The following is a 24,453-nucleotide window of genomic DNA, read 5'->3' as shown; positions in this document are numbered from 1 at the left end:
AATCAATACCTTTGATCCAAGCGTCAGTTAACTGGCGAAGCAATATTTAAAATAAAAAATGAAAAACTTAAAATATCTTTTTATTCTATTAATAGCAACCACTTTCAGCGGTTGCGGCGTTTACAACTTTACGGGAACTGGAACAATTGACGCGAAAACTTTTCAGGTTAACTTTTTCCAAAATAACGCTGATTTGATTGAACCTGGAATAGACAGACAATTTACATTGGCATTGCAAGATTTAATTCAAAACCAAACCAATTTGAACTTGGTAAGCACAGGAGGAGAATTAACATATGAAGGAGAAATTACGGATTACAGAATAACGCCAATGACAGCAACTGCTGATCAACAGGCTGCACAAAACCGTTTGACGATTCGTATAAATGTTCGTTTTACAAACAAAAAGAAAGAAACAGATGATTTCGAAAGAACATTTGAGTTTTATTACGATTTCCCTGGAAATGAATTACCAACAGGAAGTGTTTTAAACACAGCTATTCAAACTATTTTTGAGAGAATTACTCAAGATGTCTTTAATGAATCATTAGCAAAATGGTAGTTTTTTTAGTTTAACTGTTAGATCTTTTATTCGTTAAATCGATAAAATGATTCAATAAAAAACCTTCCAAATCAAAAAAAATAATAATTAGACGATTAAATAAAAAGAGAAATGAATGTAACTGATTATACTTACTTAATGAACAAACCCGATGCTATTACAGAACAGCAGGCAGAAGCATTAGGAAGTGTTTTGAATGAATTTCCGTATTTTCAAAGTGCCAGAGCACTGCGATTAAAAGGACTTTACAATCAAAACAGCTTTAAGTATAACTACGCCTTAAAAGTTACTGCTGCTCACACAGCTGATCGTTCGGTATTATTTGATTTTATTACTTCAGAAAATTTCACCACAATTCAAGGCGAATATTACGATCGTAAACTTCAAGATTTACTTGAAATAACTATCGTTGACAGCGAAATTGTCTCGCCTAAACCAATCGATAAAGTTACATTTACAAAAATTGATCCGATTGAACAGTCTATTTTAGATTCAATTAAAGAAGCTTCAAATGTAGTATTTGAAGAACCAGCAAAAATTATAGAAAAACCTATTGATCCTATTATTGAAAAATCAATCTTAAGTTCGATAAAAGAAGCGGCAGCAAATACTTTTGAAGAAAAAACAAAAACAGAAGAACCAATAACCTCTGTTAATGAACAAATAATTGCAAGTCCTAGCGAAGAAGAAATTTTAAACACTTTTAAAGAGGCTGAAAAAACAGAGAGCAACAACCCAATTGAATCTATAATTGAGTCTTCTGTTGTAAGTCCTACTGAAGAAGAAATATTAAATACTTTTGAAGAAGTGACAAAATCAGAAGAAAAAACAATTGAACCCGTTGTTGAACAGAAAGCGGTCACACCTATTAAAGGAGCAATTCCAACTTTCTTTGAAGAAATTGTAGACGATGAAATCGAAGAAGTAAGAGTTTCTCCAATCGAAGAATCAATTTTAAATTCAATAAAAGAAGCATCAACAGTTGTATTTGATAAGGTAAATACAAATGAAGAACCAAAAGAAACAGAGAGCTCTGAACCTGTAAAAAATGCCGAGAAAAATCTTGAAATAGGAAAACCATTAGATTTCTCTGACAATGAAAAACATTCTTTTCAAGAATGGCTGCAATTAGCAAAAACTGAACCTATAGACAGAACTGAGGATTCTTTAAACAATAATGAAGCTAAAACTGCTGAGGAGGCTGAAAGAATTGAGGAAGAAAAAAAGAAAAAGGCAGAAATAATAGATAAGTTCATCGAAACAAATCCTAAAATATCTCCAATAAAGCAGACTGCAATTACACCTGCGGTGCAATTCGATATCAATAAAGAAGATAATTCTTACTTAATGACAGAGACTTTGGCCAGAGTATATTTAGAACAAAAAAAATATACCAAAGCGATACAAGCATATGAAATATTAATTTTGAAATATCCAGAAAAAATTACTTTCTTTGCAGACCGCATTTCGGATATAAAGATTTTACAACAAAATAACAATAACAATTAAGCAATGAGCACATTTTCAATTTTTTTAGTTTTAATCACAATAGTTTGTTTTCTATTGATCGTAGTAATCATGGTTCAAAACCCTAAAGGAGGAGGATTATCTTCAACTATCAGCGGAACTCAAATGTTAGGTGGTGTTCAAAAAACAACTGACTTTTTAGACAAAAGTACTTGGACATTAGCAACTATTTTGATTGTTTTAATTTTACTTTCAAGCTTAAGCTTTACAGGATCATTAAACGACACAGGATCTAAAATTATTGAAAAAACAGAAGCTCCTGCTGCAACTACACCAGCTGCACCAGCACAGCAAACTCCTGCTCCGGCAGCACCTGCTACAAAATAATAATTTTGATATAAATTAAAATGCCAGCCTGTCAAAGCTGGCATTTTTTTTAGGAAATAATGTCAGTTTTATGAGCATGGCACAGTTTCTGAAAGTTTTTAGAACATTAAAAAACGTATAACCTAATAACATAATAAAATCATGGCTTTAAACATAAAACCGCTTTCAGACCGCGTACTTATTGAGCCTGTTGCAGCTGAAACCAAAACTGCTTCAGGAATCTTTATTCCAGATACTGCCAAAGAGAAACCACAAAAAGGAACTGTAGTTGCAGTAGGAAATGGATCAAAAGATCACACAATGACTGTAAAAGTTGGCGACACGGTACTTTACGGTAAATACGCAGGAACTGAATTAAAACTAGAAGGAACTGATTATTTGATTATGCGTGAAGATGACATCTTAGCGATAATCTAAAAACACATATTGTATTAAGTACGAAGTCTTAAGAACTTCAATAACTTGAAACAAATCAAACTTTAAACAAAAATTAAAAATGGCAAAAGATATAAAATTTGATATTGAAGCACGTGACGGATTAAAACGTGGTGTTGATGCATTAGCAAATGCTGTAAAAGTAACTCTTGGACCAAAAGGTCGTAATGTAATCATTGGAAAATCATTTGGTGGGCCAACGGTTACTAAAGATGGTGTTTCTGTTGCAAAAGAAATCGAATTAAAAGACCCATTAGAAAACATGGGCGCGCAAATGGTTAAAGAAGTAGCTTCTAAAACTAATGATTTAGCGGGTGACGGAACTACAACTGCTACAGTTTTAGCACAAGCTATCGTAAAAGAAGGTTTGAAAAACGTTGCTGCAGGTGCAAATCCAATGGATTTAAAACGCGGTATCGACAAAGCTGTTGAAGCTATCGTTGCTGACTTAGCTTCTCAAGCTAAAGTTGTTGGAAGCGATTCTGATAAAATCAAACAAATTGCTTCTATCTCTGCTAACAATGACGAAGTTATTGGTGAATTAATCGCTACAGCTTTCGCTAAAGTGGGTAAAGAAGGTGTTATTACTGTTGAAGAAGCTAAAGGAACTGATACTTTTGTAGATGTTGTTGAAGGTATGCAGTTTGACAGAGGATATCTTTCTCCTTACTTCGTAACAAACCCAGAAAAAATGGAAGTTGAATTAGATTCTCCTTACATCTTATTATACGACAAAAAAGTATCTTCTTTAAAAGAATTACTTCCAGTTTTAGAGCCAGTTGCTCAATCAGGAAAACCATTATTAATTATTGCTGAAGACGTTGACGGTGAAGCTTTATCTACTCTTGTAGTAAACAAATTAAGAGGTGCTCTTAAAATTGCTGCTGTAAAAGCTCCAGGTTTTGGAGACAGAAGAAAAGCAATGTTAGAAGATATCGCAATCTTAACTGGCGGAACTGTAATTTCTGAAGAAAGAGGATATACTCTTGAAAATACAACTATCGAAATGTTAGGAACTGCAAAAAGAGTTTCTATCGATAAAGACAACACTACTATTGTAAGTGGTGCTGGTGAAGCTGACATTATCAAAAACAGAGTAAACCAAATTAAAGGTCAGATGGAAACTACTACATCTGATTATGATAAAGAAAAATTGCAAGAGCGTTTGGCTAAATTAGCTGGAGGTGTTGCTGTTCTTTACGTTGGTGCTGCTTCTGAAGTTGAAATGAAAGAGAAAAAAGACAGAGTTGACGATGCATTACATGCAACTCGTGCTGCTGTTGAAGAAGGAATTGTTGCCGGAGGTGGTGTTGCTTTATTAAGAGCAAAAGCAGCGTTGGCTTCACTTAAAGCTGATAACGCTGACGAAGCAACTGGAATCCAGATTGTATCTCGCGCTGTTGAATCTCCATTAAGAACAATTGTTGAAAATGCAGGTCTTGAAGGTTCTGTTGTTGTTGCTAAAGTTGCTGAAGGTTCTGGTGATTTTGGATACAATGCAAAAACTGACGAATATGTAGATATGCTTAAAGCTGGAATTATTGATCCTAAAAAAGTAACTCGTGTAGCTCTTGAAAATGCTGCATCTGTTTCTGGAATGATCCTTACTACAGAATGTGCATTAATCGATATTAAAGAAGAAAACGCTGGCGGAATGCCAATGGGCGGCGGAATGCCAGGAATGATGTAATTCATTCTCTTCTTAAAACTTAAAAGCGCTGGATTTTTATCCGGCGCTTTTTTTGTTTGACACAAATTACACGAATTTTCACGAATTATTTTTTAGCCACTGATTTAAAGGATTAGAAAGATTAAAATCTGTGAGAATCTTTTAAATCTGGAGCATTTTTTTTTCGCAAAGCATTCGTGTAATTCGTGTAATTCGTGGCAAACTTTTTTATTTAACATTCTCTTTTTCTTTAAAAAATCTGTTATTTCTACCTTTGCAGTTCTATTAAAATTACAAAATGAGAAAATTCACAACTCACCTCTTATCTTTTACACTCTTACTTCTTACTACTTTTTTACAAGCTCAAACTAACAAAGATTCTTATGTAGTTTTAGTTTCTATGGATGGATTTCGCTGGGATTATGCGAAACACTTTAAGCTTCAAAATTTAAAGCAAATTGCAGCTGAGGGCGTTCATGCAAAATCAATGAAACCTTCTTATCCAAGTAAAACTTTTCCAAATCACTATTCCATTGTTACCGGACTTTATCCAGATCACCATGGTATAATCAATAATGTTTTTTATGATGCTGCTTTAAACGAATCTTTCTCACTATCAAGCGATGCAAAAAGTGATTCTCGCTATTATGGCGGAAATCCTATATGGAATCTAGCTGAACAGCAAGGTGTAAAAACAGCTTCTTTTTTCTGGCCTGGCTCTGATATTGATAAAAGAAATCCAAGTTATTTTAAAAAATACGATGGTAAAATTCCATACGGAGCTCGAATCGATACTGTCATGAAATGGCTTCAGCTTCCAGAAAAGCAACGACCTCATCTTGTAACTTTGTATTTTGATGAACCAGATCACACAGGTCACAACTTTGGACCATCATCGGCAGAGACTAAAAAAGCAGTAATAAAAATGGACTCGATTATGGGTGCAATATCGCGAAGATTAGATCAATTAGAAATTGGAAAAAAAATCAATTTGATTATTGTTTCAGATCACGGAATGGCGAGCATCAGCAATGATAAAAAAGTGGCTGTTTTAGATTATTTAAAACCAGAATGGCTTGGATACAAAGCTGTAATTAACCCAATTATGAGTCTTCAGGCAAAAGCCGGCTGTCAAGATTCAATTGCAAAAGCCTTAAAAAAAGTACCGCACATTAAGTTTTGGAAATCAACTGAAGTTCCAAAACGACTTCATTACGGCACCAATCCACGTGTGCATGATTTTGTTATCGAAGCAAAAAAAGGATACAGTTTAGTCAATAAAGAAAGTCAAAATATAAAAGGCGGAACGCACGGTTATGACAATAACGAGAAGGATATGCATGCCATTTTCTATGCAAAAGGCCCAGCATTTAAAGTCGATAAAACGGTAAAAACTTTTCAAAACGTTTCTGTTTACCCTTTAATTGCTCATATTTTAGGCTTGCAGATTGGCGAAATTGATGGAAAGTTCAGCGATGTAAAATCGATGCTTCGTTAATTTACAGAATATATCAATTAGAAAATTTGACAATTAGATAATGACCTAATTATCAACTTGATAAAAACTAAAAAGCACTCGAATTAGCAAGAGCTTCAACTCCGCTCAGCTTGACAAAAAAAGAAACCCGACAGGTTTTAAAATCTGTCGGGTTTCTTTTTTTTGATATATGTTACGTAGATGCACTGCAGTGTGCTTCTACAAATACATTATTCTACATATAATTATCAAATTTTCTAATTGCCACATTATCTCATTCTCAAGACACCACTTTATACGTCGGATCTTCAATTATATTCACATTAATAACAGCATTGGCATTTTGAAGCAATTGCCTGCAGTCTGCACTTAAATACTGTAATTCTACAACTTTGTTTACTTGACTGTATTTTTTTGTCAAATTATTTAAAGCTTCGATCGCTGACATATCAGAAACACGGCTTTCCTTAAAATCTATAATAATATGATCTGGATCGTTTTTAATATCGAATTTCTCCATAAAAGCTGCTATCGATCCAAAAAATAACGGACCAAAAATTTCGTAGTGTTTTATTCCGTTTTCATCAATATACTGCCTAGCTCGAATTCTTTTGGCACTTTCCCAAGCAAAAACTAAGGCTGAAATAATTACTCCAATTAGAACTGCTAAAGCTAGATTATGTAAAACAATTGTAACAAGGGCAACCAAAACACCAACAAAAATATCATGTTTAGGCATTTTATTGATAATCCTGAAACTCGACCATTCAAATGTTGTAATCGCAACCATCATCATAACACCAACTAAAGCTGCCATAGGTAATTTACCAATAACCGGCGCTCCAAAAAGTACAATCAGTAAAATTGTCAAGGCAGCAATAATTCCAGAAAGTCTTGCTCTGGATCCTGCACCAAGATTTACTAAAGTTTGTGCAATCATTGGACAGCCGCCCATTCCGAAAAAGAAGCCGTTTAAGATATTTGAACTTCCTTGCGCAATACATTCGCGATTACTATTTCCTCGTGTTCCTGTAATTTCGTCGACAAGATTGAGCGTAAGCAAACCCTCTGTCAAACCAACGGCTGCGACTATTACAGAATATGGAAATATGACTTTAAAGGTTTCGAAAGAAAAAGGAACATTAGGAATATGAAACGGAGGAAATCCACCTTGAACCGAAGCAATATCTTCGACTGTTTTAGTTTCAATATTAAAGATAAGCACAATGGCAAACACTACCATAATTGCCACTAAAGAAGCGGGAACTGCTTTTGTAATTTTTGGAAAAAGCAGAACAATACTAATTGTAAGGGCGGTTAAACCTAACATTATATACAAAGGCGTTCCTTGCAGCCAAGTTGTTTCGCCATTTACAATAGTTTTAAACTGCTCGAGCTGCGACATAAAAATCACAACCGCTAATCCGTTTACGAAACCAAACATAACGGGCTGAGGGACTAACCGAATAAATTTTCCGAGTTTAAAAAGTCCAACGGCGATTTGCACCAGTCCGCCAAGCGCAACCGCTGCAAAAACATATTCTAATCCGTGCGATTTCATTAGGGCAATTAAAACAATCACTGTTGCTCCTGCGCCTCCAGAAATCATTCCTGGTCTTCCGCCAAAAACTGCAGTAACCAATCCAGCAATAAAAGCGGCATACAAACCAACTAAAGGCGGAAATCCAGCCAAAATTGCAAATGACAAAGATTCTGGAATCATTGTCATTGCAACGGTTAAACCCGCTAAAATTTCATTTTTGTAGTTGACTTTTTGAGTAAAATCGAAGAGTTGAAAAGCTTTTTTCATAGGGCACAAATGTAAAAAATAATGCCCATAAAGTGAACATTGCTTTGTTCTATAAAAAAAGCAATAAAGAAAATTTTAACTTAGAACAACTGCTTTAATAGTAAAACTAAAGCAGTGAGAATAAAATTTATCATAATCTATTTTTGACTTTTATAAGAAATTAGAGTCCAAAATTATTTATAAAAGCAGTATAAACAACTAGGTATTTATACCTGTTTTTACACGTTTTCACACTACTGCACTCTCTTCTTATTATACAATCAAATCTAAATCAATCCCATTTTACTTTTAATAAAAAAAGTGTGTCACGGAAACCGTTAAAAACACAACTTCTTATCTCTGTTCTCCTTCTGCAATTTGCGCTTCTAAATATTGAATTACTTTTTGAAGACTTTCAATTGTCTCTTTTCGAGCTTCTGCAAGATCTTTATAATTGACAGCTTCATCTTTATCTAACTTCTCGGTTTTGTAATATATAACAGGTTCGTCACGAAAAGCGTCTAAATTTATCATGTGACCTGTACCTTTTAAAAGCCATTCGAGATTGATGTCCGAATATCTTCTTAGAATATTTTCGAACTTATCCAGCCCAATTGTTTTATTTTTTTTTAATTGGCTTGCAAAAGAACCGTTAGACATACCAATCTCTCTCTCAAAAGCACTAACCCTAATATCTTTGTAATCAAGATATTGTTTTATTCTCTGTAAGGTGTTTTCTGACATAATTCATTATTTTATTAGAAAATATTCTATTTATTTGGTAATTAAGAAATATCTTACTATATTTGTCTCGTTTTTAATACAAATTAAGCAATGGACAAAAATATAAAAACTAAACCGAGTTACAACCAAGATGTCTTAAAGATTATCAAAAATAGATACGGATATTCTTACGACTATATTCGAAAGTCCATTCGAGGTGACAGAAACGGGATTACTTGCGACCTTATTAAAGCTGAATATTCCAAGCTTGTTAATGAGTATAAAAAACTAATGGACAGCCAAATAAGCAGATTAAAGGATGTGAAAAAATAGCATCCTTCATCAAAAAATATCAGAATTTAAACTTCTAAAAAAAACAAATTACACATAAAACAGACCCTACACTAGTCTCCATAATAGTGCTTATAACATAATGCAGAAGAATCCTAACTCTCTGCACAAAAAATATAAGAAGGGTCGATGCAAATCTATTCATGCAATAGAAACGATTTTAGGTATGTAACTGATCCGCACATATCTAAGGTAATCTCTCAAGGAAGTCAAGGCCATAAAGAAATTTCTTTATGGCTTTTGTCTTTTTATACCGATTCCAGTTTCAAATTAAGTGGTTATGAAAATCTTTATTCCTTTCTAAAAAAACTTAAAAAAATCAAATTTGGAGCAGTATTTTTGCGTTACATATATACTTCAAAATTAAAGCCCAAAAAATCGATATGACACGAGAACATTACATTCCTTTTAACAAGGAATTTTTACTCGAACAACAAATTACTGCTTTCGCTAAGGACTCACAAAAAACAGCCGATTTTAAAAAATTATTCGACATTATAGAACATTACTACCATTATGAATCTTTTAATCTGAATCGAAATCTAAAACAAAATTACTCTCTTTTTGATCCTGATTTGAGCGAAAAAGAACGCGAGGGTTTTATTGGAAAAAGTGATTTCTCTGTTTTCAAAAGTACTTTACTCACGGTTTTAGAACGCGGCAATTACCATCGCATAAACAAAGAAACTTTAGAAGTTGCTTTTAAAGAATCTGACTTGATTGGACTTGATTTATCGATTGATTTTAATGCTTTTAAAGATTACGAATTATATGTTCGCGGTCATCATAAGGCTAAAGAAAAAGTTTCGAAATATATTTTCTGGAAAAAAGAGGTTGAAATTGAATATTACGATCGAGTTATGATTTTTCTTAATTATAATGAGGCTGATTATTTAAGCAAAAAGAAAGTTAAACTGGGAAAAATGCCGATTGATCCGGGTTCGATCGCATTAAAAATCTTTAAACGTGTTCCTAAAAACGACCTTGAAACTATTTTCCCAAATGCCATTCCGAAAATGTCTTTAAAGGACAAATTACTGCTTTGGGTACCTGGACTTTTTGGAGGTCTTTCCTTATTAAGCGCTAAAGTAATTCCTGCTTTAATTAATATGTATGATGCTTATGAAACAGGTGAAACCATCGATTTACTAAACAGTAAAACATCTTTAAATCAAGGTTTGATTGCTTTAGGAATATTGTCTGCTTACTGTTTTCGCCAGTACAACAATTTTGTAAATAAAAAAATCAGATATTCTAAAATGCTTTCTGACAGTTTGTATTTCAAAAATCTAGGAAATAACAGCGGCGCTTTTTATTCGCTTTTAAATTCATCTGAAGAAGAAGCTTTGAAAGAAACCATTTTGGCTTATTCTTTTTTAAGCAGAAGCCAGCATCCGCTAAGCGCAGAAGAATTAGATATACAGATAGAGACTTGGTTTGCTGCGCACTTAAAAACGGAATTAGATTTTGATGTTAATGATGCTTTGTCGAAATTGAAAAGTATTGGCATCGGAATAGAAACCAATGGAAAATGGAACGTTATTCCGTTAAACGAAGCACTTATAAAGATTGACGAATTGTGGGATGGCGTTTTTAATTATAATGAGTGCAATAAATTACAAACGGAAGTTCTTACCTAAAAAAAACAGATCCAGAATTACAGTTTTATAAATTCTATCTGCCTATTTATTATTGCCATTCTCAATAAAACATTCGAAACTGAACAAGTAAAATCAAAAGAAAATTTTACTAGATTTACAAATACCTAAATCCAAAGAGAATGAGAACATTAGAACAATGGTTTACTGAATATGCTGTAAGTCACCAAAACCCAAAGAACAAAGCGATACATTATATTTGTGTACCCGCGATTTTCTTTTCTATTGTTGGTTTATTAATGAGTATTCCAAGCGGCTTAATTGCAAATACGTTAAAACTAAATGCTCCACTTATCGAGAATTGGGCATTTGTCGTTTTACTCTTTGTTCTAATTTTCTACATCCGATTATCGATTGCAATGGCGATTAAAATTGCCATTTTTTCGGCTCTTTGTTTAATTGCGAATTATTATATCGGACAGGTTTTTCCGTTATGGATTTTCTCAATTGGCGTGTTTGTAATTGCTTGGATTGGGCAATTTTACGGGCACAATATTGAAGGCAAGAAACCCTCTTTCTTGAAAGACCTTCAGTTTTTATTAATTGGCCCGGCTTGGGTGGTCGAAAATTTATTTTCTAGAAAGCAATAATTATTACTCATTTAGTTTAACAAAAGTAAACATCCACTTTACTGGGTTTTGCCAATCTTGACCTTTAAAAACTCCAACGGGCAGTTTAATTCTTACGGTATTCCAGCCTTTTTTCAGTGTGATTTTTGTTGGATCTCTAAACTCATATCCTTCATCAATCAATGGAATCTCTGAATTACCTTTCATGTCAGGATGTTTCCAAATTGGCGGATTTACCAATAAATTATTCACCCAAACTGCGCTATTTAAATTATTCCAAGTACCAGCAGCCGGCGAATCTGTACTCATTGAACGTGATAAATTATTAAAGCCTATCCAAAATTCCTGCTCTTTGTCTTCATCACTCCAAATTTGAGTTTGAGCATACCAAGTTGTATTTTCTTGCGGTTTGTCGATGACGCCAGAGATTTGCGGCGCCCACCAATGTCTCATAACCAAAGTACCGCCAACAGCTTTGTAAACAGGCTTTTCTTTCACTGCAGTAAATGACTGTTTTTCGAATGAAAAAGCCTTGGCTAAATCACCTTTATTGTCATAAGGTCCATAAATATCCCAAGCTAAATCGGCCTGCTTAACATAATTAAAAGACAAGTCTTTAAAATATTGTTTTTTTTGATCTAATAAACGATTTTCAAACTCTATAAATGCTTGTGTTTTTTCGGTTTCTGGCTGACCAATAACTGCCGTCCAGCCTGCATAACCACCGCCACGCCAACTGCGTTCTGCAAAAGCCAGCATGCCTGGATAAACTGGATTCATTTTCATAACATCTTCTTCATTCGCCACTGCTCTATCATTCCATACGCAGACAGTGCCTCCTAAAGCATTTTCATTGCCTTCAGTTAAATTACATATTTGTCGATTAAAAATAGTAATAACACTTTCTAAAGGATCCATATGATTTAGGTACAGATGTCTAGAATCTAAATATTTTATATTTTTATTCTTACTCACGCTCGTCGCACCTTCCATCCAAAGCTGACGAATTACACTATCATTAAAATTCCCGCCGGGCTCCCATCCTATTACTTTTTTACCTAAACTTTCAGCCAAAGCAATAACTTCCGGCAAAAATTTCTGATTAGTTATTTTAACTTCGTCAGCACCTAAATGCAAATAAGGAACATCATAAGTTGCACAAAATTCTTTGATTATATTTTTTACAATTTCCAAACCTGCATCACTTTGCATATCGACTCCCATTGCTCTTTTGAATGCTGCACTATGTCCAGGCATGTCAATTTCAGAAACTAAAGTTATGTATCGTTCTTTACAATACTTAATAAGCTCTTTTAAATCACTCTCTGTATAATATTCTCCTTTATCACGAAGCATATATTCTGGAGCTGTTAACTGTGGATATAACGTACTTTGCAAACGCCATGCAATATCTTCTGTAGGATGAAAATGAAAGATATTTAATTTATAAGCCGCCATAACATCTATTTGCTGTTTCAAGAGTTTTACCGACTGATAATTTCTTCCTACATCAACCATAAAACCGCGCCAAGCAAAAGCAGGCCAATCGGTAATATCAGAAGCATCTATAAAGGTATTATCCCGCATTAATTGCGGTAAGGTTTGAATACCATTAAAAATTCCCTGCGAAGTATTAGCGGTAAGAATTATTTTATCTGATGTGGTTTCTAAGTGATATGCCTCAGATTGATTTTTTGGAGCGGAAACATTCCCAAAACGCAACTGAATATATTTTTGATTGTATGCCGTTTTATTGGTCAATTTTACTCTCAATCCTTTTTGCTCCATAGCTTCTTTCAGCATCAAAGCTTCTTTCTCTAAAACTGGATCATCAAATAGAATTGCTATTTCTGCAGTTAATGAAAAAGCACCTGTATTCCATTTCAACTGCTGTGGTTTTGGCAGTAATGAAGGCTTTGATTCGAGATCAAAAACATAAGGATAAACTAAATGTTTCCATAATAAATAACCGTCTCCTTTAAGATGCAAACCGTCATTTGTTAACTCTTTTACTAACTTTCCGTTTTCATCACAAAAGGAAGCATGTAAATCAATATAGGTATAATGATAAACGGTAGAATTTTGCTTCAAAACAGCATTTAAACGTTTTATCTGTTCTCCTTTACTCGTATGACTTTCAAATTTTTTATAGAAATCATTTACAGGCAATATACTTTGCACAAACAATTTTGTCGAGGGAGATTCTTGTTTTAAATACGAAACAATTTTTGCAATATTTTTAAAAATACTATCGGTCGAAATATTCCTAGACAAATCATTAACTCCAATCAATAAAAACACTTTTGCTGGTTTTCTGATAGCAATTTCATCAATTCGATTCAAAACTGCAGCGCTTACATCACTGCTTATTCCACGATTTTTTATACGATTTTTTATACGATTATCCGCAAATAATTCAGCCCATTCTGCACCATTTGTAATACTGTTTCCAACAAAAACAATGTCATTTTTTGTCAAAGGCAGCGTTCTAAAATGAGAAACGCGCTGATGATAAAAAGTAGAAAATAAACTATCAGGCAGTATTGTTTTTTTTATCTGACAATTTGCACTTACTGCAGTACACAGGATAACAATCACGGCAAAATGAAACCAGCTGTGTTTTTTATAATAATTCATAATTCAATTCTAATTTTCCCATTTTAAACATTCGCTTTTCTAATCTACTTTTAAAACACTTCGCTAAATCAATACAAGTTTGAAATATATAACACTCTATAATTATTACTTCCTTTCTTGAATTACTCTTTTAAATTACACCGTTTATTTAGAAAATTCTACATCAACAAACCTGCTCAATCCTCCTTTGGCAAGATCATTTTAAAACCCTCGTCATCATCGTGTAATTATTGCTAGTCATTATTAAAATTTTTTACTCCATTTTTCTTCTTCTTTTATTTCATCAAATAAAACCTCTCCTTTTTTACCTTTTTACATCAATTAATTAAACATTTCCTAAATATCATTCCTCCATTTGATTTTTAAAAAACATTCTTTTTTTGAGCAAAACACAAAAACAATACTTTACTTTATTTAATAAAATATTTTAATATTTAACAAATGTATATATTATAATTTAAGAAAAAAAGCAAAATAGTAAAAATGTATTCGAACACATTGCACAATAGCAGGAATTAATAAAAATATTTAAAATGTTTTATTTTAAGATAAAAAATTACAATACAACAATATAAGCGTCATGCGCTGATTTCTTTACGGTTTTCCACATTGTTAAAAAATACTTAATAAATTTTTTTAATAATTAGATTGATTTATTAAAAACATTTCATACGTTTACAACCTAGAAAAACGTTTTAGTCAAAATTATTTGGTTCTTTTTGATCTTTTGCTCTTTTATGCAGTAAAAACGGAACTAAAATATTTTAGTAGTATAAGCTAAAATCGAAACAGAAATACTATCGCAAAAAAAAAGAATCCTCCCTTCTTTGAGCGATAGGTAATCTTGAGAGTTATTTACATTGAAATAACTAACTTGATTTAATTATAAATACATCAAAAAGGAAAAGAAGTTTTACCGGAACGTTTTGATTGAAGTTTATAATTACTAGAAAAACACTAAACCAGTATTTAGAAAGAAAGGATATCAAATTTAAAACAACAAGCCAATTTGACTAAAACGGGGAAACCCATTTTTATAGTTTTTTTTTCATAAAAAAGCCAGCAGATGCTGCGAACACTACTGGCCGATTTCTTTTTATCAAGAAATACAGATTGGAAAAAAATAAACATGACCACGAAGGAAAATTATTATTAACCAAACCATTACAAAAGTATGAAATTACTACCAAAAAGCAAGCCTGAAAATTATTGGCTTATGCCTAAATTCGGGAACGTTATCAAATTAACTCCCTTATTTTTAATACCTTTTACTATACAGGTATCGGCAGCAAAATCTACTGCAGCGACTATTTTATCAGAAAAAAATGAGGTCGTAAAGGCAGCTAATGACAGAACAGCAATTAACTCCTCTTTTTTTCAAAAACAAATAAAAGGAAAGGTACTCGACGAGGCAGGAAATCCTTTGCCTGGAGCAAATATTGTTGTTAAAGGAACTAAGGTTTCAACTCAAACTGACTTCAACGGTAACTTTGAAATAAATATTCCTGACGGCGCTACAAAACTTATCGTTTCTTACATCGGTATGGAGCAGCAGGAATTAACTATTGGCTCATCATCAATTACGGTTGTTTTAAAAGAGTCTGGACAAAAACTGAATGAGATTGTTGTTGTAGGTTATGGTACTCAGAAAAAATCTAAAATAACTGGTTCTGTATCAAAACTAGACAATAGAGTTTTAGAAACTGGAGTGCGCTCTAATCCTGCTTCGGCTTTGGCCGGTACTATACCTGGTTTAAGAGTGCAGCAAGCTTCAGGAAGTCCTGGTGCTGTTCCAATCATCACTTTACGCGGGGGAACTAATTATGATGGAAGCGGATCTCCTTTAGTAATGGTGGACGGCTTTTTGAGAGCTAGTTTCAGCGAAATCAATCCTGATGATATTGCGTCTATAGAAGTTTTAAAAGATGCTTCGGCGACAGCTATTTATGGTGCTAGAGCCAATAATGGAGTTATTTTGATTACTACCAAAAAAGGTAAAGCGGGTGTTTCAAACATCACGATAAATACAAATCTTGGTATTAATACTTTAAATATCCCTTTTGATTTTATCAATGCACAAGAATATTTATACTGGTCTAGAAAAGCTATTCAAACTTCTGGTTCTTATGATGCCAGTCGTCTAAGTCAGTTAAATTCTACAGGGCCGTTTGGTACCGGAAACCTTTATAAAGATGCATCTGGAAACATTCTTGATGGTAATAAAAACGCATCTGCTGTATGGAGTCCAATGTTTAGAAACCCAAGTAATGAAGAGCTATTGGGGCAAGGCTGGCAAAGTATGACCGATCCTGTTCGTACTAATGCTGCTGGAGCTTATGATCCAAATGGAACTAATAAAGAAATCATTTTCAAAGATTTTAATTATAAAGACTACGCTCTTAGACCTCAAGGTATAACTAAAGATATTAATTTATCGATGACAGGCGGCAGCGAAAAAGGCAGTTATTACGCTGGTATTGGTTCTTATAATGAAGAAGGTTTACCAATTAATACTTTTTACAAAAGGCTGACTTTTGTTTTTAATGGTGATTATAAAATAAAGCCTTGGCTGACTTCTACTTCTGGCTTGAACTTCGCAACAGCGCAATGGAGAGGTCCGCAAACAAATGGCGAAAGCAATTATTTAACTCGTTCTCTAGGCGCACCGCCAACAATGAGAGGGATGAATGCTAATGGAGATTTATTAGTAGGTAGAGATTATACAGATGGTAATCCGGCTGTTAATGATGATAAGTTCATCCGTAAAAACCAAACGGATAAATTTACAATGACGCAATCTTTTAAGGCTGATATATTGAAAAATCTATATTTTAGAACTAGTGCCAACTGGTTTTATAATGAAGGTTTTTATGAATCTTTCAATAAAGATTTCTTATCAAGCCCTAACAACATCAACAAAACTCGTTCTTCGTCAGCACAATTTGACAGATCATTTAGTCAGACTTACAATGGTACTTTTAACTATAATACTGATTTCTTAGGAAAAAACCATGTTGATGCTATGATTGGAACAGAGTACTATGACATCTACTCAAATGGAGTTTACGCTGCAGGTTCGGGTGCACCATCTGATGATTTTATGGATTTACAGTACACTAGTTCAGATAAAGACAAAAGAACTATTGACACTTACCACACGCGTCAGCGTATTTTATCTTTCTTTGGTCGTGTTACATATGATTATAATGAGAAATACTTAGCAACTTTTACTATCAGACGTGACGGATACTCTAAACTTCTAAATAATCGCTGGGGTAATTTCCCTGGAATATCGGTAGGTTGGAATGTACATAAAGAAAGCTTCTTAAGTGATTCTAAAATAATCAATACTTTAAAACTAAGAGCAAGTTATGGTCAAAACGGAAACGTGAGCGACAACCTTATCGGACCATACCAATTGCAAGGATCTTACGGAAGCAGCAAATATGACGGAACTGTTGGTTATCAGCTTAACGGACTTCCTTTTCCTGATTTATTATGGGAACGTTCTGCAACATATGAGTTTGGTTTAGACACTCGTTTATTCAATAGATTAGATCTTTCTCTAGCTTATTATAATAGACAAACAAAAGACAAAATTTCAAGTTTTACCCTTCCAGCTACCTCAGGCATAACGTCGATCACTACAAACTTAGGTAATATGCAAAACAAAGGTTTGGAAGTTGAGTTGAATTACAAAGTCATCAAAACTGCTGATTTCTCATTAGATTTCAATGCAAATGCGGCTTATAATGTTAACAAAATACTGAAACTGCCAAACAATGGTTTAGAAAACAATAGAGTTGGCGGAAGTCAGGTTACAGATAAAGACGGCAATTTAATTTGGGTCGGCGGACTGCAGGAAGGTCAAGATCCAAACGTTGCTTATGCTTATGTTGCAGAAGGTATTATAAGAACTCAAGCCGACTTAGATTCTTACGCATTAAAACTAAGAGATTTAATTGGAGCTAAAGTTTTAGTTCATCCAGATGTTTTTAACGCCATGAGTCCATCTGAAAAAGCGTTGTCTTATCCTATTGCTTTAGGAGACGTGAAATGGAAAGATGTAAACGGAGATGGTATCATCAATACTTATGATAGAGAATATATGGGACGAACTGTTCCTAGAGTAACTGGTGGTTTTGGTTTCTATACGACTTACAAAGGATTCTCTTTTAGCTCTCGTTTTGATTATGCTTTAGGTTTTGTTCAGTATGATGGTCCTAGATCTTGGTTTTTAAGTAATGCGCAAGGAACATTTAATACTACCAAAGAAGTTTTTGATACTTGGACTCCTGAAAACCCAAATGCTAAATACCCAACATATTACTGGGCTGATCAGTTGTTTAAAAACAATACTATGCGTACTTCAAGTATGTTTTACAATAAGGCAGATTATCTATCCTTTAGAGAAATCAGCTTATCATATTCATTGCCTGCTGACTTAATGACTAAATTAAAAATTGAGGGAATCAAACTTACTTTAACTGGACAAAATTTAGGTTATATAAGTAAATCGACTTTGTTTTCACCAGAGAAAACAGATCAAGGGATAAATGTTACTGGAGGTTATCCGTTACCTCGTACTATGGTTTTTGGTGTTCAAATTATTTTATAAAAAAAGATATGAAAAAGATATTAATAGGAATTGCATTTTTAGCGTTGTCAATTACGTTTAATGCCTGCGACAAACTGGATTTAGCTCCAGAAGATTATTACGCTAGTGAAAGCTTTTGGAAAACTCCTTCTCAAGTAGATGGAGCGATGGTAGGATTACATAACCAACTAAGAAACTATCAATTTACATTGTATACATTAGGAGAACTTAGAGGAGGAACATTAAGAGATGGAACCAGCTTTACTGGAACTGCATCTTTAAACTCAGGATCTATAGTTCGTCAGGATATTAGAGAATCATCCCCTGGTATTTCAAGCTGGGCGGGACTTTACGCACCTATATTTCAGGTAAACAATTTTATCTATCAAGTAGAAAAAGCCCAATATTTGACTGCTGCCGACAAAAGTTATTACCTTGGTCAGGCTTATGGTTTAAGAGCGTTTTATTATTTTCAATTGTATCGCACTTACGGAAGACTTCCTGTAACCAAAGAACCTAAAGTAGCGATTACTACACCTACAACAGCTCAGGATGCTTATTTGCCTCGTACAAAAACAGAAAAAGAAACTTTAGACTTTATTAAAGAAGATGTAACGAAATCTATTGCAAGTTTTTCTGGAGATTATACGTCTAAAATGCAAAAAGGACAATGGTCACTAGGAGCTTCACAAATGCTTCAAGCCGAAGTATATCTATGGTCGGCTAAAGTAAAAATTGATGGTGCCAATCCAACATCTACAGCCGCTGATTTAGCGATTGCAAGAACTGCAGTAGAAGCAGTTATACCTAAATACAGCTTACAATCAAGCTTTGGTAACATATTTAACTCAGCTGCAACAGCTTCAATAAAAGGAAATAATGAAATTATTTTTGCTTTAAGATTTGGTTTTGGAGAAGCAACGAACAGCTACAGTCAATTTATTTATGCTATAACTGATCCATTAGCAGGTTATGTTGACGATAAAGGCGTTGCTATTCCTTCTAATGATCCACTAAAGGTAAATGGAGGCGGAACCATTATAAGATACGAGTACAAATATGAATTGTATCAAAAATATGATGCTGCAGACACGAGAGCAAATGTCACTTTCCTAAACTTCAACAAAGGAACAGTTCATGCGACCAACTTGCGTAAATTTATCGGAACTATTGTCGATGGCGCGCGTACTTTCTCAGATGATTTCCCAGTTTACCGCCTTTCTGAAGCTTATTTAATGCTGGCAGAAATAAAAAATAAACAAGGTCAAGATCCTTCTGCCGAAATCAATATTATTAGAACCCGCGCTTATGCCGGCGGCGGAGGTACTGCTCCTATTTATGCAAATGGTTCTTTCGAACAAAATGAATTAGCTATTTTTACTGAAAGACAAAAAGAATTTGTAGCCGAAGGAAAAATTTGGTACGACTTACGCCGTATGCAAGATGCAACTGGAACTCCTTTAGCATTTAGAACAGATCTTCCTTTAGTAGGTGTACTGCAAAACATCAGCGGAATAAACCATAAAATAATATGGCCAATAGATATCCCTACTTTAAACAGTGATCCAACTTTAGAACAAAACCCATTATACAAAGGCACTTAATGCTTTTAAACTCAAAGCCCCAACAAAGCAATTTTGTTGGGGCTTTTTTAAAACAATAAAGTTGATTCTAGAAAATAAAAATTCGCCATTTAAGCATAAAATTTTAAATGATGTTTAATTCTTTGATTCGACGTTAATATTATTATTAATTAATCGTGTTTGTGTTGATTCAATAAAGCAGTAAGTCCACTGAATTTTATCCCCATATCAGTACCAAAAGTATCCAACAAATTAAAAGTTCTTTTGATTATTTATAAGTTTATTATTATATATTTGATAAATCCTGACCTCCGTCAGACATATCTACCCAATTTTGATGTGATAAGCCTAATGTTATCAGTAGTATATACTAGTTGGCGGCAAGCAGAAACAAACATCCGTACCAATAAGAAACAAATGAAAATACGAAAAATAGAACTAAATGACATTAAGAATTTATCTGAGCTTTTTAATGACTACCGAATTTTCTATGAAATGGAATCTGACTTGGAAGGGGCAAAGAAATTCCTGCTTGAAAGAATTAAAAACAAGGAATCCGAGATTTTTGTAGCAGAAAATCCAGAAAACAACTTAATTGGTTTTGTTCAAATGTATCCAATTTTCTCATCGACAAGGATGAAAAGACTTTGGCTTCTGAATGATTTATTTGTTGTTGAAAATCACAGAGGACTTGGCGTTTCGGTTTTGTTAATCAATAAAGCAAAAGAACTTTGCATAGAAACCAATTCTTGTGGAATAGTTTTAGAAACTGCAAAATCAAACGATGTTGGAAACAAACTATATCCAAAAGCTGGATTTTCAATGGACTTAGATCATAATTATTATTCGTGGAATAACAAATAAAAAAAAGAATGTTAGAAATTAGACCTATTTGTGAACATTGCGCAAAATCTTTACCAAACGAAAGTGAAGAAGCAATGATTTGTACTTTTGAATGTACTTACTGTAAGGATTGTGTAGACAATCTCTTAGAAAATGTTTGCCCAAATTGCGGAGGTGGATTTGAGAAAAGGCCAATTAGACCGAAAGAATTGCTGCTGAAATATCCATCCAAAATAGAACCTCTACTAAAGCCAGTTAATTTAATTGAGTTTGAAGTTTTGAAGAGTAAAAACAAGGATTTAAAACCCAACAAACGATAATGCCAGCCACTTTAATTGGTCATTCTAATGGTGCTGGCATTACCCAACACGATTCATAACAATATGGATGATAGAGATGACGAAACAGATCATGAAGTGATAGCAAATTATGTATTGACTTTCGTGAATGATTAGTCAAACAAAGAATAATAGCAAACTGCCAACATCTGCTACTAGTGATTTGGACAATTGGCTTAATAGAAAGTTGGCTTTGTATTTGGGATGATTTGGCAAATCCGAAGAATGAGCTTGATTTAGTTCCAAACATGCTGTAGTACCAAAACGTTATGGGTAAGTTAAAAACTAGATGTGCGAACTTAACAGATCAATGATGGGATTCGAACCAAAATCTCCTTTAAACATAGTTATTTTCAAAACTAGAAGAAAATCTTAAGAACTTTCGAACCATAAAAAAAGCCTGAGAATATAAATTCTCAGGCTTTTTAAATTTTAAAGTGACCGCGGAGGGGTTCGAACCCCCAACCCTCAGAGCCGAAATCTGATATTCTATCCAGTTGAACTACGCGGTCGATTGATTTATGATTTTAGAATGTAGATTTTAGATTACTGATTATAATCTAAAATCTACATTCTGAAGTCTAAAATTATTTAAACTAAAAGTTTCTTTACAATTGCAGAGATGGTTTTTCCTTCAGCAGTTCCGCCTAATTGAGCAGATGCTAATCCCATAACTTTACCCATTGAAGCAATTCCTGAAGCTCCAGTTTCAGCGATAATTTTTGCAACCACAGCTTCCACTTCTTCTTCGCTTAACTGCGCAGGTAAAAACTTCTCGATTACTGCAACTTGAGCTAATTCTGGCTCAGCTAAATCAGGACGATTCTGCTCTGTAAAAATTCTAGCGCTCTCTTTACGAGTTTTTACTAATCTTTGAAGTAATTTAATTTCTTCATCTTCTGACAAATCTTCTTTAGATCCTGAAGCTGTCGAAGCTAACAATAACTCCGATTTAATAGCTCTTAATGATTCTAGTGCTACAGTATCTTTTGCTTTCATGGCCGTTTTTATCTCGTCCATGATTTGTGTTTGTAAACTCATGTTTATGTTTTATTTAAAATAAGCAAAATGCCTATTAATTGATATATTAATTTGGAATTTTTATTAACCTAATACTGTAGTTTGTCAGGCTGAGTCCTTCGTCCTCGCTCAGGATAAACTTAGTCGAAGCTCTTTCCAACAAGAAGCCCTTCGACTACGCTCAGGGTGACAATATTATTTTAAAAGTACTATTTAAAAGTCAAATTTCTAAATTCTGTGCGAAGATAAAAAAAATAACCCGAAAATTAAATCCAATTTTCGGGTTACCCTAATATTATGATTGTAAAATTAATCTACGTTGTCGTGCAAAAATGAATTATTTGAACGCAATTGAAGATCATTATTACTATCTGTTCCAACTGAAATTCTAGAATTTGTATTGTTAGATTGTGTATTTGATAAATCAATTCCTAATCTTTTGTAAGCTGGTTCTTTTTCCAACTCATCAATTCTAGAAACATTATTATGAAATTTATAATTAAACTCTTTTAGTTTCTTTCTTCTTTCTTCAGCTCTTAAACGTAATGTTTCTTCAATTGTTAATTCCATTGGAGAAACTTCTGAAGTTGTTGAATAATCTGCTTCTGTTGCAAAATCTACTCTTGGTTTCAAAGTAATGTTCAGCTCTTCTGGAACTACATCTTCGATCACTTTTTCAGCAGGTTTTGAAGACATTAAGTCATTCTCAACTTCCATATATTCTTCTAAAGAATATTTTATCACACCTTTATCTGAAAGTTCAGTTACCGGCACAAATTGTACAGGATCATTTACTTTAATGTTGCGAGTTTCATTACTCAACTCAAACATAATTTTTGATTCTTGTTCAGCAACCGGTTCTCTTTTAACTTCAGGCTCTGATCTAAAAAGAGGAAGATCAAAAGAAAAAGTCGTTTGTTCTTCTTTCTCAAATGTTCTTTGTTGTACTGGTTTAACTTCTTGAACAATCTCTGCTGCAGGCGTTGAAATTTTGAAATCAATATCTGTAATTGGCGAAACAATTTCAAAAGTTACATCAAGGTTTTTAATAAACTCAGACATTACCACCAATTCTTCTTGATTAATTGTTGGCGTTGTTACAGGAGCAGCTGGAATTTCATTTACGGGAGCAACCATATCCGTATCGTCCATTAAATCAAAAATAACTTTTTCCTCTGATTTTGCAATAGGTGTATCTGCATTCAAATCAAAAGAAGCAAGCGTTTTATTTGTTAAATTATGAACACTTCTTTGCTCATCTTCTAACGTATGAATTATTTTTTTAGGCTCTGTATTAACGATTTCATTTTGTTGTTCCACATCAAAACCAGTAGCAATAATAGTTACCGCAATAGCTTCACCAAGAGTTTCGTCTTCACCAACACCCATGATAATATTAGCGTTATACCCCGCTTCTGCTTGAATGTGATCATTGATTTCTCCAATTTCGTCAAGCGTTATCTCATTAGAACCAGAAACGATAAGCAACAATACGTTTTTGGCACCTGTAATTTTATTGTCATTTAATAATGGTGAATCTAATGCCGATATAATCGCATCTTTAGCTCTATTTTCACCTTCTGCTACAGACGAACCCATTATAGCGGTTCCGCTGTTTGCTAAAACTGTTTTAGCATCACGTAAATCGATATTTTGAGTATAGTGGTGCGTAATTACTTCGGCAATACCTCTAGAGGCAGTTGCTAAAACTTCATCGGCTTTAGAGAATCCTGCTTTGAAACCAAGGTTTCCGTAAACTTCTCTTAATTTATTATTATTAATTACGATCAAAGAGTCAACTTGTTTACGTAATTTTTCGATTCCTAAAAGCGCTTGTTCCTGACGTACTTTCCCTTCAAATTGAAACGGAATTGTCACGATACCTACGGTAAGGATTTCTCTTTCTTTTGCTAGTTGCGCGATTACTGGAGCAGCACCTGTACCAGTACCACCACCCATACCTGCAGTGATAAATACCATTTTAGTACCACGATCCAATACTTTTTCGATATCGGCAATACTTTCAATAGCAGACTGCTGTCCTACATCAGGATTTGCACCTGCTCCAAGACCTTCTGTTAAATTCATACCTAACTGAATTTTGTTAGGCACTGAACTGTTTTGCAGCGCTTGTGAATCGGTATTACAAACGATGAAATCAACGCCTTTAATACCTTGTTTAAACATGTGATTAATGGCATTACTACCACCTCCACCTACACCTATTACTTTGATAACATTTGATTGGTTTTTTGGTAAATCAAATGAAATACTTCCAAATTCTGAGTTGCTCATCATCTTTTTGGTTTTTGAAATTCTTATTTAATACATTTTTTACTTCTTGGCTT

At 33.7% G+C, this 24,453-nt stretch carries 17 protein-coding genes and 1 tRNA gene; 12 read left to right on the top strand and 6 right to left on the bottom strand.

Annotated features, from left to right (window positions below):
* Positions 1–58 precede the first annotated feature (58 nt).
* The 6 genes from NLG42_RS08885 (at position 59) to NLG42_RS08860 (ending at position 6,018) form a co-directional block, all read left to right on the top strand.
* Complete coding sequence (locus tag NLG42_RS08885) at positions 59–562, top strand: LptE family protein (RefSeq protein WP_089058267.1); 504 nt, start codon at positions 59–61, stop codon at positions 560–562.
* 111 nt (positions 563–673) lie between these two features.
* On the top strand, positions 674–2,071 hold the full coding sequence (locus NLG42_RS08880; protein ID WP_257683513.1) for a tetratricopeptide repeat protein: 1,398 nt from the start codon (positions 674–676) through the stop codon (positions 2,069–2,071).
* 3 nt (positions 2,072–2,074) lie between these two features.
* Positions 2,075–2,416 carry a preprotein translocase subunit SecG gene (gene secG, locus NLG42_RS08875; RefSeq protein ID WP_089053992.1) on the top strand — a complete coding sequence of 114 codons (342 nt, stop codon included), beginning with the start codon at positions 2,075–2,077 and terminating at the stop codon, positions 2,414–2,416.
* 141 nt (positions 2,417–2,557) lie between these two features.
* Entirely contained in the window at positions 2,558–2,833 is a 276-nt protein-coding gene (locus NLG42_RS08870; RefSeq protein WP_012023920.1) for a co-chaperone GroES, read from the top strand.
* Between the two features lie 79 nt (positions 2,834–2,912).
* Positions 2,913–4,541, top strand: a complete 1,629-nt coding sequence (groL, locus tag NLG42_RS08865; protein ID WP_089058265.1) for a chaperonin GroEL — start codon at positions 2,913–2,915, stop codon at positions 4,539–4,541.
* A 277-nt stretch (positions 4,542–4,818) separates the two neighbouring features.
* Complete coding sequence (locus NLG42_RS08860; RefSeq protein WP_257683512.1) at positions 4,819–6,018, top strand: alkaline phosphatase family protein; 1,200 nt, start codon at positions 4,819–4,821, stop codon at positions 6,016–6,018.
* Positions 6,019–6,277: 259 nt separating this feature from the next.
* Here the strand turns inward: NLG42_RS08860 and NLG42_RS08855 are convergent, their stop codons facing one another.
* Together NLG42_RS08855 and NLG42_RS08850 are read right to left on the bottom strand one after the other, a co-directional pair.
* Positions 6,278–7,807: a SulP family inorganic anion transporter gene (locus NLG42_RS08855; protein ID WP_257683511.1), complete on the bottom strand. Its 1,530-nt coding sequence runs from the start codon at positions 7,805–7,807 to the stop codon at positions 6,278–6,280.
* A gap of 333 nt (positions 7,808–8,140) precedes the next feature.
* The gene (locus NLG42_RS08850) at positions 8,141–8,530 is read right to left on the bottom strand and encodes a hypothetical protein (protein WP_089058262.1); all 390 of its coding nucleotides are present in this window, start codon (positions 8,528–8,530) and stop codon (positions 8,141–8,143) included.
* Positions 8,531–9,243: 713 nt separating this feature from the next.
* Here NLG42_RS08850 and NLG42_RS08845 point away from each other — a divergent pair.
* On the top strand, positions 9,244–10,500 hold the full coding sequence (locus NLG42_RS08845; protein ID WP_257683510.1) for a TMEM143 family protein: 1,257 nt from the start codon (positions 9,244–9,246) through the stop codon (positions 10,498–10,500).
* A gap of 140 nt (positions 10,501–10,640) precedes the next feature.
* Positions 10,641–11,108: an Mpo1 family 2-hydroxy fatty acid dioxygenase gene (locus NLG42_RS08840; RefSeq protein ID WP_099720208.1), complete on the top strand. Its 468-nt coding sequence runs from the start codon at positions 10,641–10,643 to the stop codon at positions 11,106–11,108.
* A gap of 3 nt (positions 11,109–11,111) precedes the next feature.
* On the opposite strand, the gene NLG42_RS08835 is transcribed toward NLG42_RS08840, so the two are convergent.
* The gene (locus NLG42_RS08835; RefSeq protein ID WP_257683509.1) at positions 11,112–13,724 is read right to left on the bottom strand and encodes a family 20 glycosylhydrolase; all 2,613 of its coding nucleotides are present in this window, start codon (positions 13,722–13,724) and stop codon (positions 11,112–11,114) included.
* A 1,174-nt stretch (positions 13,725–14,898) separates the two neighbouring features.
* Here NLG42_RS08835 and NLG42_RS08830 point away from each other — a divergent pair.
* The 4 genes from NLG42_RS08830 to NLG42_RS08815 all read left to right on the top strand — a co-directional run bounded on the left by NLG42_RS08830 (position 14,899) and on the right by NLG42_RS08815 (position 21,067).
* Positions 14,899–18,342 (top strand): SusC/RagA family TonB-linked outer membrane protein, encoded by a 3,444-nt coding sequence (locus NLG42_RS08830; protein WP_199170250.1) that lies wholly within the window; start codon positions 14,899–14,901, stop codon positions 18,340–18,342.
* 8 nt (positions 18,343–18,350) lie between these two features.
* Positions 18,351–19,925, top strand: a complete 1,575-nt coding sequence (locus NLG42_RS08825; protein ID WP_257683508.1) for a RagB/SusD family nutrient uptake outer membrane protein — start codon at positions 18,351–18,353, stop codon at positions 19,923–19,925.
* 396 nt (positions 19,926–20,321) lie between these two features.
* Positions 20,322–20,768, top strand: coding sequence for a GNAT family N-acetyltransferase (locus tag NLG42_RS08820; protein WP_099720333.1), 447 nt, complete (start codon positions 20,322–20,324; stop codon positions 20,766–20,768).
* Positions 20,769–20,776: 8 nt separating this feature from the next.
* A complete protein-coding gene (locus tag NLG42_RS08815; protein WP_089058256.1) occupies positions 20,777–21,067 on the top strand; it encodes a DUF1272 domain-containing protein in 291 nt (96 codons plus the stop codon).
* Between the two features lie 456 nt (positions 21,068–21,523).
* Here NLG42_RS08815 and NLG42_RS08810 read toward each other — a convergent pair.
* The 3 genes from NLG42_RS08810 to ftsZ form a co-directional block, all read right to left on the bottom strand.
* Positions 21,524–21,597: transfer RNA gene (locus NLG42_RS08810), tRNA-Arg, on the bottom strand.
* Positions 21,598–21,676: 79 nt separating this feature from the next.
* Positions 21,677–22,126 (bottom strand): GatB/YqeY domain-containing protein, encoded by a 450-nt coding sequence (locus NLG42_RS08805; protein WP_089058254.1) that lies wholly within the window; start codon positions 22,124–22,126, stop codon positions 21,677–21,679.
* A 288-nt stretch (positions 22,127–22,414) separates the two neighbouring features.
* Positions 22,415–24,403 (bottom strand): cell division protein FtsZ, encoded by a 1,989-nt coding sequence (gene ftsZ / locus NLG42_RS08800; protein ID WP_257683507.1) that lies wholly within the window; start codon positions 24,401–24,403, stop codon positions 22,415–22,417.
* Between the last annotated feature and the right edge of the window lie 50 nt (positions 24,404–24,453).

The organism is Flavobacterium plurextorum (genome assembly GCF_024638035.1).
GTDB classification, from domain to species: domain Bacteria; phylum Bacteroidota; class Bacteroidia; order Flavobacteriales; family Flavobacteriaceae; genus Flavobacterium; species Flavobacterium plurextorum.
This window is presented reverse-complemented; position numbering and strand designations above follow the sequence as displayed.